We start from the raw sequence: 18618 nt of genomic DNA, 5'->3' as shown, positions 1-18618 counted from the left end.
CAGCAAGCCCCAAAAAAAGATGAAGATCAAAGTCCTGTTTTTTGCGTCGCTCGCGGACCGTGTGGGGGTCCGAGAAATCGAACTTGAGCTGCCGTTGAAGTCTCGCGTGGACGATGCGCTGACGGAGTTGGCCGAGCGTTACCCCGCGTTGGCTTCGGCGCGAGAAACGTTGGCGGTGGCGGTCAACCTCGCTTACGTCGATTCAGCGCATGTTTTAGCGGACCATGACGAGTTGGCCCTGATCCCGCCGGTGTCGGGGGGTTGATCTTCTCGCCTTCACCACCTGTCTGAAAATACCTAAGACTCCGCCTGAGCCGCCCATGGGGGCGGTAATGTTTTTTCGTGTTAGGAGGGTTAACCGATTGGCGGGGCTGGTCGATGTGAATGGGGTACAGCTCACGCACCGACGTCGTGTGGGCCGGGAGATTCAAGGAGAAAGCTGAAGGGTTTGCCGCTATGGCCAAACAAAAAGACATCTTGACCACGGGCGAAGTCGCCAAAATTTGTAACGTCGCGCCCCGCACGGTCAGCAAGTGGTTCGACTCGGGCCAGCTCAAGGGCTACCGCATCCCCGGCAGCAAAGACCGCCGCATCCCCATGCCGGCTTTGCTCCGCTTCATGAAGGCCCACAACATCCCGCTCGACGGGCTGCAGTCGGGCAAGACCCGCGTCCTGGTCGTCGACCAGGCCAGCGAGATCGTCGGCGTCCTGACCAAGGTGCTGACCGAACAAGCCAACTACGAAGTCAAGACCGCCGACACCGGCTTCGCCGCCGGCATCGAGTGTGAAAAGTTCCGCCCGCACGTCCTGCTGCTCGACATGCACCTGGGCGATGTCCAGGGTGAAGACGTGCTCAAGCTCGTCCGCGCCAGCGACGACCTGCAGGCCACCAAGGTGATCGCCATGTCCGGCAAGTTCACCGACGGCCAGGCCCAACACCTGATCAACCAAGGCTTCGACGGCTACCTCAAGAAGCCGTTCCACGTCCGCTCGGTCATCGAAGCGGTCGAAGACGCCGTGGCCATCGTGTACTAAACACAAACAAGTTCGTTTCAGACAACCCGCAACGATCGCAAACGGGAAAAGAGAGCTCCCGCAAGGCGAACCGGCCCCGAGTCATCGGGGCCCAAGACGCGGGAAGCGGCTAGATCCAGGGAAAGATCACACGGAAGGGACCCGTAAGCAACGCCGCCCAAAGCCGCCCCGGCCAACACCGGGGCGGTTTTTCTTTGCGTCGGCCCTCCAGCTTAGGCGGCTCAAAACCCCCTCCGAGCACAACACTCAAACATTTGGAACAGGTGTTCCAGGCTGTTCATTTTTTGTATTAAATTCCGCAATTCGACGCAGACATCGCGAAGGCATGGTTGTACCCTAGCGCTTCGCGAATCACCGCGCTCGGAGAAGTATCATGCCCAGCCCCGCCCTGAATTTCGGTGTCCAGAGTTTCTGCTTCCGCCACTTCAAAGACAACGCCGACGTGGCGGAGAAGGTCAAGGAGATCGGCGTCGATTCGATCGAGGTCTGTGCGGTCCACGCCGACTTCGACAAGCCCGAAGAATTCAAAGAAATCGTCAAGACCTACCGCGACGGCGGCGTGGCGGTCAACTCCATCGGCGTCCAAACCTTCGTCGGCAACGACAACGAACGCCAGTGGTTCGAGTGCGCCGCAGCCGCGGGCGCCAAGCTCATCACCGCCCACTTCAGGGTCGACAGCTTCCACACCGCCGTGCCCAAGACCGCCAAGCTCGCCGCCGACTACGGCATCCAGGTCGGCATCCACTGCCACGGCGGCTACATGTTCGGCGGCTCCCGCGACATCATCGACCACCTCATCAAGCTCGGCGACGGCCACGTCGGCGTCTGCATCGACACCGCCTGGTGCATGCAGACCGGCCCCCAAAACGGCAACCCCGTCGAGTGGGCCAAGCACTACGCCGACGCGGTCTTCGGCGTCCACTACAAAGACTTTGTCTTCGACCCCAACGCCCAGTGGAACGACGTCGTCGTCGGCACCGGCACCCTCGACCTGCCCGCCTTCGTGAAAGCCCTCGACGACAACGGCTTCAACGGCACCGCGGTCCTCGAGTACGAAGCCGACGTCGAAAACCCCGTGCCCGCTTTGACCAAATGCGTGCAAAAGATGCGTAGCCTGACGTCGTAAGAACGACCGGATAGAACCACAGAGACACAGAGGCACCGAGTTAAGACCCGCGCAGTCATTGGCAGGGTTTAACTCGGTGCCTCCGTGTCTCTGTGGTTGGCTTATTTATTTCGGCGACCCAAGGATCGGCCGGAGCTTCCCGCCGTGCTCGTCGATGAGCGCCTCGGCCGCCTCGGCATCGAGGTTCTTGCGGTGCATCACCAGCGCCAACTTCACCCGGCCGTCGGCCTGATCGAGTAATTCGCCCGCCGCCTCGCGGTCGATGCCGAGCTGCTGCATGAGGATGCGCTGGGCCCGGTCGGTGAGCTTGTCGTTGGTCGCCCGCACGTCGACCATCAGGTTGCCCCAGGTCTTGCCGAGCTGAACCATCGTCGTGGTGGTGATCATGTTCAGCGCGAGCTTGGTCGCGGTGCCGGCCTTGAGGCGGGTCGAACCGGTGACCACCTCGGGGCCGACGATCAGCTCGATCGGGTGATCCACGCGGAACTGCTCTTCCGGGGGGGCGGGCAGATCGACCGGCGCGTTTCCAGGCACGAGCGGAGCCCGCTGGATGGGTTTACGCAGCGTGCTGAGTTTCACGCAGGTGATGATCCCGGTCGCCGCGCCCTTGTTGCGGGCGAATTCGATCGCGCCCCACACAAAAGGCGTCGTCCCACCCGCGGCGATGCCCACGAGCGTGTCGTGCTCGGTGAGCTGCATGTTGGTCAGCGTCAGGTGGCTGCCGGTGGGGTCGTCTTCCTTGCCCTCGGCCGAGCGACGCAGCGCTTTGTCGCCCCCGGCGATGACGCCCACGACGTCGGTGGGGTCGGTGAAGAAGGTCGGCGGGCATTCGCTGGCGTCGAGCACACCCAGCCGGCCGGACGTCCCCGCGCCGACGTAGATCAGTCGGCCGCCTTCGCGCATCCCAGCGATGATCCGCTCGATCAGTTTGGTGAGCGCCGGCAGCGCGGTCCGCACGATCCGCGGGACCTCGATGTCCTGGGTGTTCATGAGCTGGAGCGTCTGGGCGACCGATAACGCATCAATTGCCGCCGCCGAGGCGAGCCGTTTTTCGGTCTCCAGTTGGCTGCGGTCGAGCGAAGGGTCGGACATGGCAATTCCCAGTTTAGCGGGCGATCGGAGATCGCCGGTTGGTAGCTATCTGAGACCATCGGCGATCTGCGATCGCCCGCTAAACAACCAGGCCCGGGATTATCACCCCTCACGCTGATGACCCGTCGGGATACGCCCAAACCCCCGCCACGCCCGGCGTCTCTGCTCCGGTCACCTGCGGCAGCGTGATCGGCACGCCGTCCTGCGACAACGCCCCAAGCACCGCAAACCCCATCGCCTCACGCGCTTCGCAGGGGATGCCGAATTCGTCGGATGTGCCAACCGCTACTTGACGATCGCCCCAGCGCGTCGCTCTATCTCTGATGTTTTTCAGCAAAGTAGGATTCCGCGTGCCCCCTCCGGCCAAAATCAACTCGTCGCCATCTTCAAGCCCAAGCTCAGCCAAAGCGAGACGGGCAGCCGCCTCAACCACCGAAGCCACCCAGCAATCGGCATTGGCCTCACTTTTTCGTGCAACATCGCGAAGCCATTCCATATCAAAATCTTCTCGACCGGTCGTCCTTGGTCTAGGTCTCGAGAAGAACGGAGCTTTCCGAATCTCGTAGAACACCGTGCTGATCGTAGAAATGTCCCGAGAAAACTTGCCGTCGCGATCCATAGATTCGTGAGGGTGAAGCAGCCTGACCGCTTGATCTATAAGCAAATTGCATGGACCAACATCTTCAGCCATCACATCAGTAATCATCCCATTCGACGGGAGTACGGTGATGTTTGCGATACCACCAAGATTCAAGACACACCGTTTCTTCCCAGGCTTTCGATACATGACCCAGTCGGTAATCGGCGTGATCGGCGCCCCCTCGCCTCCCGCAACCAAATCCGCCTGCCGCAGGTCGTAACAAACGGGTAACTGCAGGGCTCGTACGATCGGCCAGGGATCGAACAACTGCCAACTCAACCGGTCGGGGGGGGCGTGCCAGATGGTTTGGCCGTGGGCGACGATGAAATCCGGCTTAAGGTCTGAGGCGTGCGTGCTGAGGAGTTGCGCGACGGCCTCGGCGTGGACGACGCCCAAGTACCGCGCGGCCCGCATGAACTCGATGGGCGGATGCGATTCGCCGTTGGCCATCGACAGGAGTGTGGTACGCAGCGCATCAGGCAGGGGGGCGCTAACCATGCCGACGAACTCGGCGGTCATGTCCAGGCCCGTGCCGGTGATGCGGACGAGCGCGGCGTCGAGGCCGTCGAGGCTGGTGCCGGTCATGCAGCCGACGACGTGGCGGACGCGGGGAGAGTCTTCGCTCATGGCTCCATGATGCAGGCAAAGCCCGGGGATAGCCATCCCCGGGCTTTGGGCGAGTAAAATCGAACGTGATGCAGGACTTGGATTCAACCCGATTGCAGACGCCCGACCGCCGATTCTGGACGCCGGTGCGGGTGTTGCTGCTGCTTCTGGTGGTCCCCGCGGTCTGGATCGCGGTGTCGCAGCGCAGCGCGAAGTATGCCGACACCGACGTCGCCGCCGCGCGGGATCGGCTGCGGGCCGCGGCGTTCGCTTCGGTGCAGAACGGCGAGCTGCAGCGCGAGGACGGCGCGGTCTATGCCGTGGACGTCACCCAACTCGCCACCTTCGCCGCGATGTCGAACGACCGCGCGCTTTACAACCCGCTGCGCGAGATCATCCTGACCCAGCTCCTGGTCGAGCGTGTCCCCGGCGACCCCGCTCACGGCATGGTCGCGTGGCGTTACCGCCCCAATCCACCCGAAGGCGAGCTCCAGCAAGACGCGTCGGGCACGACCGAAGCCCTCCGCGCCGCCGAGGCGCTCTGGCACGGCAGCGAAGCCTTCGGCCTCGACGAAGACCGCGCCACCGTCGCCCTGATCCTCGACGCCTACGCCCGCCACGCCGCGCGCGACAACGGCACCTGGATGATCCGCAACTACTTCAACCTCCACCCGGACATCTACAACTTCATCACCAACTCGTTCCTCGTCGACTACGACCCCGACCTGCTCACCACCGTGATAGAGGCGGGCCTGGAAGGCAAAGAAGATTGGGATCAAGTCGTGGCCGAATCCGCGAAACTCATCGATAACGCCCAAACCCCCGCGGGACTCTTGCACCAGATGATCCGCCCCGAGGTGGCCACGGTTATGCCCCACCTTGTGGGCGACGGCCTGTACTCGGCCAACGGAATCGAACAGCTCAGCAACGTCCTCACCGTGGCGGAGCGCTGCGCGCGGACCAACCCCGCGGTCTCGCAGCGGGTGCTGGAGTTCGCGCGAGACCGCATGCCCCAGCTGCGGCTGTACTACCACGCGGACACCGGGCGTCGGCTGCGCGGCGAGCAGGACACCTGGGCCGGCGTCGAGACCTGGGCGCCGCTGCTGCGGTTGGCGGTCAAGCTCGATGACCGCCGCACGGCCGAGGTCGCCACCCGCCGCGTCATCGGCCAGAGCTCAGGCCTCCCCGAGTACGACGGGCCCGACCGGATGTACCGCCTGGGCGAGGCGTTGCTCGCGCTGGAGTATGCTATGGAATACGCCGAAAACGGGTCCGGCCCGGACCCCTAACTCAGGACACCGATTCCTTGACACCACCCGCCCACCTCGCCGACTTCGACCTTTCGCTCCTCGACCAACAGCTCGACACCGACGACTACATCGTCAAGCCCGGCAAGGGCGTCGATGTCCACGACCGCCCGACCCGCTACGAAGGCCCGATCGAGAAGGACTACGGCCAGGACGCGTTCGGCGCACTGTCCCACCACCTCGTCGACTTGCAGGAACGGCTGTACGCCGAGGGTAAGCGATCGCTGCTCGTCGTGCTCCAGGCGATGGACGCCGCGGGCAAAGACTCCACCGTCCGCCACGTGTTCGGCCCGGTCAACCCCGAGGGCTGCCAGGTCACTTCGTTCAAAGCCCCGACCAAGGAAGAGCTCGCCCACGACTACCTCTGGCGCGTCCACCACCACACCCCTGCCGACGGCAACATCGGCGTGTTCAACCGCTCGCACTACGAAGAAACGCTCATCGTCAAGGTCAAGGGTTGGGCCCCGAAAGACGTGATTAAGCAGCGCTACGACCACATCAACGCGTTCGAAAAGATGCTCACCGACGAAGGTACCGCGGTGGTCAAATTCATGATCCACATCTCCAAGGACTACCAGAAGCAGCGCCTCCAACGCCGACTCGATCGGCCCGACAAGCACTGGAAGTTCAACCCCGAAGACCTCACCGAACGGGCACACTGGGAGGAGTACATGGAAGAGTTCAACACGACCCTCTCCAAGTGCTCAACCGACCACGCCCCGTGGTACGTCGTCCCCGGCGAACGGCGGTGGTTCCGCAACCTGCTGATCACCAAGGTGCTCGTCGAAACACTCGACAAGATGAACCCCCAGCCGCCGAAAGTGAACTTCGACCCCGCGTCGATCGTGATCGAATAAGAAATTGAAACTCTTAAGTTAAATCTGCAGGTCGCCTGCACGGCGGGCGGCAGGGGGATATCCCCCTGTACCCCCATCGAATCGCGCAGGCTCGTGGTGCATCGGTCGTTTTATTGCCTTCGGGGTGCAGGGGCAGAGCCCCTGCCGCCCGCCGCGCAGGCGATCCGAAAACAATCACCCAAGTATCGCGCTGCTTACTCTTCTTTCTTTTGCCCGCCGAGCAATCCGCCGAGGCCTTCCTCGAGGCTCTTTCCGACACCATCGATCGCCTTGGTCGCTTCGCCGCCGAGGTCTTCGACGGCCTTGACGCCGAGGTCACCCAGATCGCCGACCACATCGCCCAGGCCCTCGACCTGCTTGAACACCTCGGTGGTGGCGTTGAGCATGATGGTCTCGATAACGTAGCCGATGACCGCACCGGTGTCGGCTTCGCGGAAGTCGCTCTCTTCGATGTTGGCGATCACGAAGTCCACCGGCACCGGCGGCGTGCCGGGCACGAGGCTGATCTCGCCGCGGACCTTGGTGTTGGTGATCTTCAGGTCCTTGATGAGCACGCCCTTCGTTTCGCTTTCCTCGGCCGGGGCGTCCTCGCCGGCGGGCTTGTCTTCCTTGGCCCCGGCGTTCTCTTCGATCTGCTTAAGCAGTTCCTTCAGGTTCAGCTTGCCGTTCTCAAAGGCCACGACGACCTCGGCCCCGTCGATGTACACGCGATCGACCACGATCTCGTCGCCCTTGTTGCCGATCACCGGGATCGGCAGGGTGCTGGTGTCCACCTGGACGTCGGCCCCACCCAGCTTGAACAGTGACGGGTTGGTGAAGCCCTCGGGGCTGGCCAGCTCGAAATCGCTCAGGGCCAACGCCCCGCCCAACGGGTTGAGATTGACGCTGCTGAGCGTGGTGGCGACGCCGGTGGCCTTGGTGCCCTGGGTCTCGACGACGTTCTTGATGATGCCGTTGAGTGAGAAGTAGAGCACGACCACGCCAACAACGACGAGAGCGATGAGAACAAGTCCGCCGCGGACAATGAGTTTTTTCATAACGAGCCTTCTTTCGAGCTGGGTGACCCCGTGGAGCGGTTGTGAACCGACATTAGATAGTATGTCAGGTTGTTCGTCTCAGGAAAGGGCGGCCCGCCGGTGAATGATGCAGAATTGGTAAGCAAAGCGATGGAGCGGGCGTTGGCGTTGGCCGAGCGGGGGCGCGGACGAGTCGAGCCAAACCCGATGGTCGGGGCGGTGTTGCTGCGCGACGGGGACATCGTGGCTGAGGGTTACCACGAAAAATGTGGGGAAGCCCACGCCGAGGTCAATGCGTTGGCGGACGCGAAGGCCAAGGGCATCGACCCGCGTGGCCTGACGATGTGTGTCACGTTGGAACCCTGCTCGCACCACGGCAAGACGCCGCCGTGTGCTGAGGCGCTGATCGATGCGGGCATCGGGCGCGTGGTCATCGCGATGCAGGACCCGTACCACGAGGTCGCGGGGCGCGGCATCGCGATGCTGCGCGACGCGGGGATCGAGGTGGAAGTCGGCATCAAAGAGGCCGAGGCACAACGACTCAACGAAGCGTTTATCAAGCGTGTCACCAACGGGCTGCCGTGGGTCATCGTGAAGTGGGCCCAGACGCTCGACGGCAAGACCGCCACCGCGACGGGGCACAGCCAATGGATCAGCAACGAAGCATCCCGGGACAGGGTGCACCAGATCCGCGGCCGGATGGACGCGGTCATGGTCGGGGTGGGCACCGCGATCACGGACAACCCGTCGCTGACCGCCCGGCCCGCGGACACGTCCCACGTCCTCCGCACCGCCCGTCGCCTGGTCGTGGACCGCTCGGGACGCCTACCCGCCGACGCGAAGATGCTGCTCGACAACGGCCCGCCTGTGACGGTGCTGAAGGGCGACCTGCGCGAAGAACTGAAGCAGCTCGCCGGCGAGGGCGTGACCAACATCCTGGTCGAGGGCGGCGCGACGTTGGTCGGGGCGATGCTGCAAGCGAATCTCGTGGATCAACTGCTCGTATTCACCGCCCCCAAGCTCGTCGGCGACGCCGCGGCTCTTCCTGCCGTCCAAGGGTTGGTTTGCGAGACGATGGACGACGCTTTGGAGCTGTCGCTGATCGACGTCGAACGGTTGGGCGACGACGTGCTGCTCGACTACCGCGTGAACCTTCCGAATAATATGTAGGTTTCTGCCAACCTCGGCGGGCTATGATCCCCCTTCCATGACTCAAGCCGTCGCCGCCGAATCCGAAATCGATAATCCCGAATCGAGCCCCGCCGAGGTCACCCTGGGCGGGAAGCTCGAAGGGCTGTCGCTGCCGCGGCAGGTCTATGTGCTTGCGGTGTGGCCGTTCCTGCAGCAGTTGCTGAGCTGGCTGGTATCGACGGTGGACACCGCGGTGGCGGGGCGGTTGTCGGTCGAGGCAACCAACGCGATCGCGGTGGCGGCCTACATGGGCTGGCTGCTTGGCCTGCTCATGATGGCGGTCGGCTCGGGCGGCGCAGCACTCATCGCTCGTGCGGTCGGCGGACGCCACCGTGGCCTGGCGAACGCCGGTCTCGGACAAGCGCTGATCCTCGCGGTCGGCTGGGGCGTGATCGTCGGCGCCATCGTGTACGCCATGGCCGGGCTGATCAGCGGCTGGGCGGGGCTGCGCGAGGAGAGCCTGGCGTTGGCCACGACGTATCTGCGCATCGTCGCTCTGGCCACGCCGGTCGCGGCGATCCTGTTTGTCGGCGGGATGTCCTTGTCTGCGGCGGGCGACACGCGAAGCCCGTTCTGGATCATGCTCGGGGTCAACATCGTCAACATCGCGCTGACCGTCAGCCTGGTCGCGCGCGGCTACGGCGTGGCGGGCATCGCGACCGGCACCGCGGTGGCCTGGGTCGTCGGCGCGGCACTCACGCTATTTGTCCTGCGTCGGCCCAACGGCCCAATCCGCCTCCGGCCCCACCGGCTCCAGCCCCACGCCCACACCATCAAACGCATCGTCCGCATCGCGGTGCCCAACCTCGTCGATCGCTTCGGCCACTGGCTGGGCAACTTCTTCGTGCTCATGATCGTCGGCTTCATCGCGGTCAACGACATCGCCGGCGACGGCTCGGCCCTGCAAGGTGCGCATATCGTGGCGATCCGCATCGAAGCCATCAGCTTCCTGCCGGGCATGGCGTTTGGCGTGGCGGCGGCGACCCTGGCGGGGCAATACCTGGGCGCGGGCAGCGAGGCGCTGGCCCGCCGGGCGGTGGTGTACTGCTGGGCGGTGGGCGTGGGCATCATGACGCTGATGGGCGTGACGTTTGTCCTGTTCCCGACCCTGTGGGTGCGGCTGATGACCGACCAGCCCGAACTCCTGGCGATCAGCCCGACGCTGGTGCGGATCTGCGGCTTTGTTCAGTTGGGCTTCGGCAGCTACTTGATCCTCAGCGAAGCAATGCGTGGGGCCGGCGACACCCGCTGGCCGATGCTGTTGTCGAACTTCTCGACCTGGTGCATCCGGCTACCGGCGGTGTGGGTCTTCGGCGTGACGCTGGAGATGGGGCTCATCGGCGTGTGGTACGCGCTGTGCGGTGAGCTGCTGATGCGCGGGGTACTCTTTACCAGCCGGTTCTTCCACGGCGGCTGGCTTAAAGTAAAGGTGTAACTCGCCACCCCCATGAATCCGACCACCCCCGACAACCCGACCGCCGCCGCCGAGTTTCGGTTCCCCGGCCGACCCACCATGACGCTCGACCGGCCCCGGCTCATGGGCATCCTCAACCTCACGCCCGACAGTTTCAGCGACGGCGGGAAGTACGACGATTTGGATGTCGCGGTGATGCGCGGGCTGGTCATGGCCCGCGAGGGGGCCGACCTGATCGACGTCGGCGGCGAGTCGTCCCGGCCCGGGGCGGAGCGGGTCTCGGCCGACCAGCAGATCCAGCGGACCGCGGGGGTGATCGAAGCGCTCCGCCACACGCTCGACGGCGAGGGCTACGAACACGTGGCGATCAGCATCGACACCACGCAGGCCAAGGTTGCCCGCGCCGCGCTGGATGCCGGGGCGGGGATGCTCAACGACATCAGCGCCGGCCGCGAAGACCCGGGCATGCTTACCCTCGCGGCCGAGCGAAGCGCCCCGATCTGCCTGATGCATATGCACGGCCAACCCAAAAGCATGCAGGCTGCGCCGAGCTACGAAGACGTGGTGCAAGAGATCGAGGCGTTTCTCGCCGAGCGCGTCGAGGCGGCGGTGGCGGCGGGCGTCGAGCGTTCGCAAGTCGTGATCGACCCGGGCATCGGCTTCGGCAAGACGGTCGAACACAACCTGGCCATCCTCCGGGCGATGCCGCGATACGTCGCCACCGGCCAACCCGTGCTGCTGGGTACCAGCCGCAAGAGCTTCCTCGCCAAACTGCAGGGCGACCCCGAGGGCAAGATCGAGCCCGACCCGGCCGGGGGCACCGCCGCGACCACGGCCCTGGGCGTGGCCGCGGGCGTCCCGCTCTTCCGCGTACACGATGTGGCCCTGAATCATCAGGCGGCGATCGCGGCGTGGGCCGTGCACCACGGCTGATCAAAATTCATGGAGGCCGGCGGAAAACTTTTTTGCATATTTTTTCGTATTCTGTTTGGTGCCCCCAAACGACGCTAAACGCTGTTCATGACTGCGGATAAACCGTGTGTAATCCACGGTTTGGAGCACCCGACACCAGTAGTGGCGGGGGGGTTGTTAGCGGACTTATGCAACATTCGCCCGAATCTAATTTTCTTTAAATGTTTGTTTTTGATACGGTTAGCGTACAATTGTGTCGTGCGGCATATCTTCAAGGTTCAGCCCCTTCCTTGGCGATATGAATCCCGTAAGACGAGCCCGCCGCGGCGGCTTGAATCAGCTAGGTGTTCCCCGTTGGACACCGCTCCGAAGCTGAGCTCAGCTAGCCGTTCCGTGGGCAAGGAGTTTTTGCTTTTATGAGTGACATCGCCCCCCTCAATGGCCCCAGCGCCGCGTCGTACCTGCCCACGGGCAAGATCGAACGCCCCGCGGCTTCGTCGACCGATGTGTCGCGCGGCTCGGATCAGATCGAGCTGTCCGACACCGCTAAGATCCTCGCCAAGCTGGCCGACATCCCCGAAGTGCGTGAAGACCTGGTCGCCCGTGTCCGTGCTGAGATCGCCAACGGCACGTACGAATCCGACGCGAAGCTCAACGCCGCGATCGAAGGCCTCGCTCAAGACCTCGGCTAAACCGAGTCGGCTTTTCGCCACCCCGATTTCCACCGTTCAAGACGCCGAAGCCCCCCGCCGCAAGGTGGGGGGCTTCTTTTTGTGTTCACCTTTGGGGCCGTAGGTCAGGCATGCTTGCCTGACGTATGCCTCTGTACATATGAGCCGTGTCAGGTAGGCATGCCTGACCTACTCCTGACCCATCCGCAGGGCAACCGCGCGGAGACCCGCCAGGTCGTCCTGATCAAACGTCAGGACGACGCGACCTTCGTGAACCGTCAAGCTCCGCGACTCACCCAGAGCCAGCAGCGCCTCGCGGTCCAGTTTCATTTCCACCACCTCGTCGCTCCGGTCGATCTGGGTCCGGCCCGCCATGCCCGCTTTGCGTGGGCGGAGGTCAAAGCCAGTGATGGCCAACGACTCCTCCTCGCCGTTGACCAGGAATTCGACTACGTCGCTTTTGTTAAACAGTCGGCCGGAACGGTAGGTCTGCAAAAAAAGGGTCGCGGAATCCACCGCCACCTCGTCCTGCCCCGGGTGGCTGTACACCACGGAAAAGTAGAAGTCTCCCGCGTTGCCCGTGACCTCCAGAGCCTCGGGGCCGAACGTCACCACGGTTCGGTCGGTCTCGGCGTCGTACGCCCGGCGGATACGCTGCGTCTGGGCGTTTTGCTTGCGGTCCGCGGTCGCCACGCCCGCGAGTTCCTGTAATTCGGTCGTTTGCTTCTCGAGCACCTGGGTTTCGTTGGCCAAGTCGGCGTTGTCCTGCTTGAGCGCCGCCAGTTCCTGGCGGAGTGCATCGAGTTCAGCGGTGAGCGCTTGCACTTGTTCGCGCAGCTCGGCGTTTTCCACCTTGAGCTGGGCGATCTCATCTTCCGCGGCCAGCGATATCGAGGGGTGGGCCAGAGCGATCGCCATAAGCGACAAGACAACGACGCCACGGGGGATTCGTGCGGTCATGAGGATTCCTTTTCATCGGGGCCGGGGGCATCCGGGGTTTCGTCCGGGGGCTGCTCCGGTGGGGGCGACTCATCGATCGGCGGACCGATGGCAAACAGGCTCGGCTGGATCTGGGCGCCCTCGGTGATCTCCACCGACGGGGCGGTCAGGTCGCCCTTGAAGTTGGCCTTCTTGCCCAGGAAGACGGGCTGGCGGCTCAACACGGTCTGGGCATCCACGATGCCTTCACACTCCAGGCCGTTGTGCGCCACGACGTGGTGGCAGATCAATCGGCCGCGCTTCTTGACGATGATCTTGCCACAGGTCTTGAGCTCGCGGATCGGCCCACGCTGCTTGTCGATGACCTGGTCGGCGACCATCACCGGCTTGTTGCAGCCCGGGCAGGACGTGGACTGGGCGCGGCCACCGACTTCGAATCGGTGGTCACAGTGGTAACACTGCACCGTCTTGGGGGGCAGACTACGCGCCATGGGTCTCTACGCCGATGCGCTGCGGCAGCGCAAACAACCGTCGGTCTCCTACGGGTACCTGGGGCAAATCAATCAAGGACAACAACCACGTGCTTTGAGCACGCGACAACGACAACAACCAACACAAGACCACACACCGTGCGCGCAGAACCCGCGCGCAACGACTCACGCGATCGCTGAGGCGATTTCCGACGGGCGCGCAAACGCTCGCCGTCACCGGCGATCATCGCGGGGCGTGTTTACTTCTTGGGGGGTTGTTGTCCGCCTTGGGGTTGACCACCTTGGGGAGCGCCGCCACCGCCGGCGTTCTTGGCCGCGTCGGGACCGACCGCACACATGCCGTAGAACGAAGCGCCCTCGGCCATGGTCATCTTGGTGGCGGTGATGTCGCCCTTGACCTTGCCGTTGGCGGTGAGCTTCACGGCGTCCTTGGCGGTGATGTTGCCTTCGATGGTGCCGTCGATGTTGGCGATCGAGGATTCGATGTCGGCCTTGCAGGTCGCCGACTGACCGACCTGCAGCTCGCCCTTGCCGGAGATCTTGCCGTCGAACCGGCCGATGATCTTGGCGGTGCGTTCGAACTGCATCTCGCCCTTGAAGTACGAGTCAGCGCCGATGACGGTCGTCTGGGATTCGTTCTCTGCCATAATGAAACTACTCCTGTCAAAACAAACAGACACGACCCCCGCCCGCCTCTCGAACCATTCGAGCGCGGTGGGGGTGCAGATAAAATGGACCCGGGCCGACGTCGGCCCAAGCCCCTTGAGTGTACCGGGTCGGCGGGGCGGACGCGGGGCGAGCGGGCTGTTATCCTGAGACGCAGCAAACCCCAGTCAGCACGCAACTTATCAAAGTTTCCCCAAAACTTTTCAACGCCCGATAATGGCTTCCCCTCCGCCCCCTGAACACGTTTCATTCCGCTGGCCCGCTGAGTGGGAGCCGTTGGAAGCGGTGTGGGTGGTCCCGCCGCACAACCCCGAGACCTGGCCGGGCTGCCTGGACAAGGCCCAGGCCGAGCACGCGGCGTGGTGCAAAGCGATGGCCGAGGTGGTGCGGGTACGCACGACCGATGAGCTGGGCATCGCGACCAACGACTCGTGGATCCGTGACTTCGGGCCGTTGTTTGTGTGGCGCGATGAGGCTGGCTCCCCTCCCTTGAGGGAGGGGTTGGGGCAGGGTGAGGGGGCTGAGCACTCGTCTGACCTTTTACGCCAAGCTGCGGCGGATGGCGAGCTTCGTCACCCTCACCCCAGCCCTCTCCCTCAAGGGAGAGGGGGCCAAACCACGATGCCTCAACTCGTCATCCAGGACTTCCGCTTCAACGGCTGGGGCGACAAGTACGAGACCCGCGCCCTCGACGACGCGGTCTCCGGAAAGCTGGCCGAGGCGCTGGGCCTGCCGATCGTGAAACACGACCAGGTCCTCGAAGGCGGCGCCCTCGAAACTGACGGCCGAGGCACCCTACTCACCACCACCGACTGCCTGCTCAACCCCAGCCGTAACGGCCCGACCGACCGCGACACTATGGAGCAACTGCTCAACGACGCCCTCGGCATCACCCGCACGATCTGGCTGTCCGCCCAACTCCCCGGCGACGACACCGACGGCCACATCGACAACGCCGCACGCTTCGTCTCTCCAGATTCCGTCGTGGTCCACCCCGCGATCGACACCACGCCCTTACGCGATGCCGGCTTGAATGTGATCGAGCTCCCCGCCGTCGATCCGATCTTCTACGACTACCCCGGCGACCGCTTCGGCCCGGCCCAACGCATGCAACTCCCGTGCAGCTACGCCAACTTCCTCATCGCCAACGGCCGCATATTCGTCCCGACGTTCGGCCAACCCGCCGACGACCGCGCCCTACGCCTGCTCGACGACGCGATGCCGAATCACACCCCCGTGCCGATCCGCAGCAACCATCTGGTGGTCGGCCAAGGCGCGTTGCACTGCCTGAGTATGCAACAACCCGCCGCGAGCTCATAGAACTCACGACGGGTCGCCTTACCGACAAAGTAGATTCTGGATCACTTCAGCTTATCGATCGCAGGAAACGGCCGACGGCTCGATTTTTCCGCGGTGGGGAAGTCGTCTGGGATCGGCTGGGTCACTTCGCCGGTGGCGGCCCATTCGACCCCGCGGGTGAACGAAACAATGAAACCCACGCCTTCGAATGCCGGCGTGTCGTGGCCGAGCGTGGTGTGGAAGATCCGCCCCTCGCCGTAGTCGATGACCATGAAGACCGGCTCGTGGCGGTCGAGGTCGGGCCCCAGGGTCAGGTCGAACCCGGTGGCGAGGATGGTCATGTTCTCGGCCGGGCCGCGGAGCTTGCCGTAGCACTCGTCTTTGGTGGTCAGCCACTCCGACGGCATGTCCTTGGTAATCGGATGGTCCGGCACTCGGATGGTGATGGGGAACTCGTGCTGCTTGCCGTGGGCTCCTGCGCCGCCGGGCGAGTGGTCGTGGACCAGTTCGCCTTCGAGGTTGTAGTACACGTAGGGGCCGCTCTTGTGGTTGCGTCCGCCCCAACCGCCGAGGCCGATCATGCGGTTGTATTCTTCCCAGTTGGCGAAGCTGTTGTCCGCGGCGTGGACCGAGACGAAGCCGCCGCCGTTCTCCATGTAGTCCTCGAGCGACCGCTGCGTGACTTCGGGCCAATCGGCGGCCTTCCAGCCGAAGTTGGAAATCACCACGTCGTAGCCGCTGAAGTCGGGCTTGAAGTCGGGGTCGGGCTTGGGCTGCTCCAGGTCCTGGGTCTCACCGACGCCCGCCAGGGGCAGCCACTTCTGCTCGCGTTTGGCTTTCCAGGTGAACTGGGTGCGATCGACTTCGACCTCGAACAGGCCGGTGTCCTCGAGGTACTGCTTCATCATGATCGTCGACTTGGGCCAGACCGCGTGGTTGTTCTGGCCATCGATGATCAGGGCTTTGAGCTTGGGGGCGGGCTCGGCGTGCGACGGCGACACGGCACAGCCCGCGATGAGGACCACGGCAGAACACAGCAGGGCGATTGGCTTCATCTCAAGAGTTCCTCGGATTCACGACGGGAAAATGATCCGTTTCCAATACAACGGCAACGAATCACGAGGCTCAATCATATCCCACAGACGGGCCGCCCGGTACGATGGCGTCATGCCCGACGACATCCTCATCAAGGCGGTGGTGGCGGGGCTGCTCGCGTCGTTGGCGTGTGGGCTCGGGGTGGTGCCGTTGATGGTCCCGGGTCTGGACCCCAAGCGCCACTCGGGCACCGGCTATGCCGTGGCCGCCGGGCTGATGTTTGCCGCCTCGGTCTACAACCTGATCCTCCCGGGGCTGCAGGTCGGCGAGGGCGAGGCCGCGTTTCACTGGACCCTGGCCAAGATGCTGCCCATCCTCGGGGGGCTCTTCATCGGCGCGGGCTTCCTCTCGCTTTCCGGCAAGCTGATCGAAGACCACGACCTGGGCGAACGCCTGGGCAAAGGCGTCGGCGGGGCGGGCGGGCTGCTGATCTTCCTGGCGATGCTGATCCACTCGATCCCCGAGGGCGTCGCGGTCGGCGTGGGCTACACCGCCGAGGGCACCGAGTACGCCCACAACCCCAACATGGGCTCGTACCTCGCGCTGGCGATCGGCATCCACAACATCCCCGAGGGTTTGGCTGTGGCGATCCCGCTTCGCGCCGCGGGGGTGTCGCTGCACAAGTGCTTCTGGCTGGCGGTGTTGACCAGCGTGCCCCAACCGATCGCGGCGGTACCCGCGGTGCTGGCCGCTTGGCTGTTCAACCCGCTGATGCCGTGGCTGATGGCCTTCGCGGCGGGGGCGATGATCTTCCTGGTCGTGGAAGAACTCATCCCCGAAGCGAATAAGACGCTGAGCTGCCAGCGCGTCGCCTGGGCGTTTACCTTCGGCTTCGGCGGGATGATGCTGATCCAGACCGTGCTGTAGCGCAGCGATATCTCCGGGGACGCTTCGCGTCACCCGCTAAACCGAATATCTGGTTTTACTGCGTGTTCAGGCCGCGCGGAGTGACGGGTCGGCTTCGCCTTCCTGGTTGAGCAGGACCTCGAGGTCGCTGTTGGTGTCCATCGGCAGACGCTTGAACAGCGAACGGGTGCGGCGGTCCATCTTCTTTCCGGGCTTGTCGAGCTGGGCGGCTTCGGCGGAGTTGCTGAGGCCGTGGGTCACGCAAAGTACAGTCTGGGCTAACGAATCGAACATCGGGTTTCTCAAACTTCCGTTTGGCCGGGGTGGCCAGTTTGGGGGTGGGTCCGGCAAAGCCGGGGGCAGGCGGGACGCCGACGGGTCGGCGCGTGCAGGCGGGGGGCGGAGAGCATACAGCATCCGCGCAGGAGATATCGGCGGATGGTGGCCAATCCTCCACAATTCATGAAATTTTTACGGATCGCCGTTCGAGGCTACTCGTTCGCCTGCTTGTGCAGCGACTCGTCCACCTCGTGCTCGGCCTCGATCGGCGAGAGCGATTCTTTGATACACGGCGAGCCTTCGCGATACGGCACGACCCCGCCGGGCACCTCGGCCCCCAGGTCACGCTGGGGCTCGTCCCACGTCACCGTGATGGGCTTGGCCAAGCCCTCGGGCGGGGCAACGTATTTCACGCCGTTGGCGATCACCCGGCGGACCTCGGCGTTGTGGTAGATCGGGAACGTCTCGTGGCCCGGGCGGAAGTAGAACACTTTGCCCGCGCCGCGTTTCCAGACGCAGCCGCTGCGGAAGACCTCACCGCCTTCGAACCAGGAGGTGAACACCAGCTCGTCGGGGTCGGGGATGTCGAAGTGCTCGCCGTACATCTCGGTGTGCTCGAGCTCGATGTAGTCCTTGGTCATCCCGGCGGTGATGGGGTGGCCGGGGCTGAGGACCCAGAGCCGCTCCTTCTCGCCGGCCTCGCGCCACTTGAGGTGGCAGTTGGTGCCCATGAGGAGCTTGAACGGCTTGGCGTAGTGGCCCGAGTGCAGCACGACCAGGCCCATGCCTTCGCGGACACGCTGGGCGACTTTCTGCGCCCACTCGTCTTTGACCTTGTCGTGGGCCATGTGGCCCCACCAGGTCATCACGTCGGTGTTCGCCAGGAGTTCGTCCGACAGGCCGTGATCGTCGTCCTGGTCGAGGGTGGCGGTGGTGACTACGACATCGCTGCCGAGGTGCTCTTCGATCGCGGACTTGATCGCGCCGTGCATGCCATCGGGGTAGAGCTCCATGGCGGTGGCGTTGGGGTGTTCGCTGTCGGGGTTGTCGTGCCGGTACTCGTGCCAGACGGTGACGCGTAGGGGGGATGAGGCCATAAGAAACTCCTGGTTGGCTTAGAGGGGAACATAGGTTTT

Annotated in this window: 20 protein-coding genes; 11 read left to right on the top strand and 9 right to left on the bottom strand. The window is 64.1% G+C overall.

Annotated elements, in window-relative coordinates:
- Positions 1-19 precede the first annotated feature (19 nt).
- The 3 genes from moaD to HNQ40_RS07670 all read left to right on the top strand — a co-directional run bounded on the left by moaD (position 20) and on the right by HNQ40_RS07670 (position 2161).
- Positions 20-265, top strand: a complete 246-nt coding sequence (gene moaD / locus HNQ40_RS07680) for a molybdopterin converting factor subunit 1 (RefSeq protein WP_184677292.1) — start codon at positions 20-22, stop codon at positions 263-265.
- Between the two features lie 191 nt (positions 266-456).
- Positions 457-1035, top strand: coding sequence for a response regulator (locus tag HNQ40_RS07675; RefSeq protein WP_184677291.1), 579 nt, complete (start codon positions 457-459; stop codon positions 1033-1035).
- Positions 1036-1408: 373 nt separating this feature from the next.
- Entirely contained in the window at positions 1409-2161 is a 753-nt protein-coding gene (locus HNQ40_RS07670; RefSeq protein WP_184677290.1) for a sugar phosphate isomerase/epimerase family protein, read from the top strand.
- A gap of 105 nt (positions 2162-2266) precedes the next feature.
- On the opposite strand, the gene HNQ40_RS07665 is transcribed toward HNQ40_RS07670, so the two are convergent.
- Positions 2267-3253 carry an N-acetylmuramic acid 6-phosphate etherase gene (locus HNQ40_RS07665; protein WP_184677289.1) on the bottom strand — a complete coding sequence of 329 codons (987 nt, stop codon included), beginning with the start codon at positions 3251-3253 and terminating at the stop codon, positions 2267-2269.
- A 109-nt stretch (positions 3254-3362) separates the two neighbouring features.
- Complete coding sequence (locus tag HNQ40_RS07660) at positions 3363-4520, bottom strand: anhydro-N-acetylmuramic acid kinase (RefSeq protein ID WP_184677288.1); 1158 nt, start codon at positions 4518-4520, stop codon at positions 3363-3365.
- A 77-nt stretch (positions 4521-4597) separates the two neighbouring features.
- Between HNQ40_RS07660 and HNQ40_RS07655 the strand changes: the two genes are divergently transcribed.
- Together HNQ40_RS07655 and HNQ40_RS07650 are read left to right on the top strand one after the other, a co-directional pair.
- Positions 4598-5788, top strand: coding sequence for a hypothetical protein (locus tag HNQ40_RS07655; RefSeq protein ID WP_221435422.1), 1191 nt, complete (start codon positions 4598-4600; stop codon positions 5786-5788).
- Between the two features lie 17 nt (positions 5789-5805).
- Positions 5806-6663 carry a polyphosphate kinase 2 family protein gene (locus HNQ40_RS07650; protein ID WP_184677286.1) on the top strand — a complete coding sequence of 286 codons (858 nt, stop codon included), beginning with the start codon at positions 5806-5808 and terminating at the stop codon, positions 6661-6663.
- A 194-nt stretch (positions 6664-6857) separates the two neighbouring features.
- Here the strand turns inward: HNQ40_RS07650 and HNQ40_RS07645 are convergent, their stop codons facing one another.
- Positions 6858-7700: a DUF748 domain-containing protein gene (locus HNQ40_RS07645; protein ID WP_184677285.1), complete on the bottom strand. Its 843-nt coding sequence runs from the start codon at positions 7698-7700 to the stop codon at positions 6858-6860.
- 99 nt (positions 7701-7799) lie between these two features.
- On the opposite strand from HNQ40_RS07645, the gene ribD reads away from it, so the two are divergent.
- The 4 genes from ribD (at position 7800) to flgM (ending at position 11888) form a co-directional block, all read left to right on the top strand.
- Positions 7800-8849: a bifunctional diaminohydroxyphosphoribosylaminopyrimidine deaminase/5-amino-6-(5-phosphoribosylamino)uracil reductase RibD gene (gene ribD, locus HNQ40_RS07640; RefSeq protein WP_221435421.1), complete on the top strand. Its 1050-nt coding sequence runs from the start codon at positions 7800-7802 to the stop codon at positions 8847-8849.
- A gap of 37 nt (positions 8850-8886) precedes the next feature.
- Positions 8887-10305 (top strand): MATE family efflux transporter, encoded by a 1419-nt coding sequence (locus tag HNQ40_RS07635; protein ID WP_184677284.1) that lies wholly within the window; start codon positions 8887-8889, stop codon positions 10303-10305.
- 12 nt (positions 10306-10317) lie between these two features.
- Positions 10318-11217: a dihydropteroate synthase gene (gene folP / locus HNQ40_RS07630; RefSeq protein WP_221435420.1), complete on the top strand. Its 900-nt coding sequence runs from the start codon at positions 10318-10320 to the stop codon at positions 11215-11217.
- 395 nt (positions 11218-11612) lie between these two features.
- Positions 11613-11888, top strand: coding sequence for a flagellar biosynthesis anti-sigma factor FlgM (flgM, locus tag HNQ40_RS07625; RefSeq protein WP_184677283.1), 276 nt, complete (start codon positions 11613-11615; stop codon positions 11886-11888).
- Positions 11889-12056: 168 nt separating this feature from the next.
- Here the strand turns inward: flgM and HNQ40_RS07620 are convergent, their stop codons facing one another.
- From HNQ40_RS07620 to HNQ40_RS07610, 3 genes are all read right to left on the bottom strand, one after another.
- Positions 12057-12827: a hypothetical protein gene (locus HNQ40_RS07620; RefSeq protein ID WP_184677282.1), complete on the bottom strand. Its 771-nt coding sequence runs from the start codon at positions 12825-12827 to the stop codon at positions 12057-12059.
- A complete protein-coding gene (locus HNQ40_RS07615; RefSeq protein ID WP_184677281.1) occupies positions 12824-13297 on the bottom strand; it encodes a polymer-forming cytoskeletal protein in 474 nt (157 codons plus the stop codon). Before HNQ40_RS07615 ends, HNQ40_RS07620 begins: the two co-directional genes overlap by 4 nt.
- A gap of 239 nt (positions 13298-13536) precedes the next feature.
- The gene (locus tag HNQ40_RS07610; RefSeq protein WP_184677280.1) at positions 13537-13944 is read right to left on the bottom strand and encodes a bactofilin family protein; all 408 of its coding nucleotides are present in this window, start codon (positions 13942-13944) and stop codon (positions 13537-13539) included.
- A gap of 235 nt (positions 13945-14179) precedes the next feature.
- Between HNQ40_RS07610 and HNQ40_RS07605 the strand changes: the two genes are divergently transcribed.
- Entirely contained in the window at positions 14180-15283 is a 1104-nt protein-coding gene (locus tag HNQ40_RS07605) for an agmatine deiminase family protein (protein ID WP_184677279.1), read from the top strand.
- Between the two features lie 41 nt (positions 15284-15324).
- Here HNQ40_RS07605 and HNQ40_RS07600 read toward each other — a convergent pair whose 3' ends face one another.
- The gene (locus tag HNQ40_RS07600; RefSeq protein WP_184677278.1) at positions 15325-16317 is read right to left on the bottom strand and encodes a ThuA domain-containing protein; all 993 of its coding nucleotides are present in this window, start codon (positions 16315-16317) and stop codon (positions 15325-15327) included.
- A gap of 112 nt (positions 16318-16429) precedes the next feature.
- Here HNQ40_RS07600 and HNQ40_RS07595 point away from each other — a divergent pair, with 112 nt between their 5' ends.
- Positions 16430-17224, top strand: coding sequence for a ZIP family metal transporter (locus tag HNQ40_RS07595; RefSeq protein WP_184677277.1), 795 nt, complete (start codon positions 16430-16432; stop codon positions 17222-17224).
- Positions 17225-17290: 66 nt separating this feature from the next.
- On the opposite strand, the gene HNQ40_RS07590 is transcribed toward HNQ40_RS07595, so the two are convergent.
- Entirely contained in the window at positions 17291-17497 is a 207-nt protein-coding gene (locus tag HNQ40_RS07590; protein WP_184677276.1) for a hypothetical protein, read from the bottom strand.
- 197 nt (positions 17498-17694) lie between these two features.
- The gene (locus tag HNQ40_RS07585) at positions 17695-18579 is read right to left on the bottom strand and encodes a ThuA domain-containing protein (RefSeq protein ID WP_184677275.1); all 885 of its coding nucleotides are present in this window, start codon (positions 18577-18579) and stop codon (positions 17695-17697) included.
- Between the last annotated feature and the right edge of the window lie 39 nt (positions 18580-18618).

This window comes from Algisphaera agarilytica (assembly GCF_014207595.1).
Classification (GTDB): Bacteria; Planctomycetota; Phycisphaerae; order Phycisphaerales; family Phycisphaeraceae; genus Algisphaera; species Algisphaera agarilytica.
This window is presented reverse-complemented; position numbering and strand designations above follow the sequence as displayed.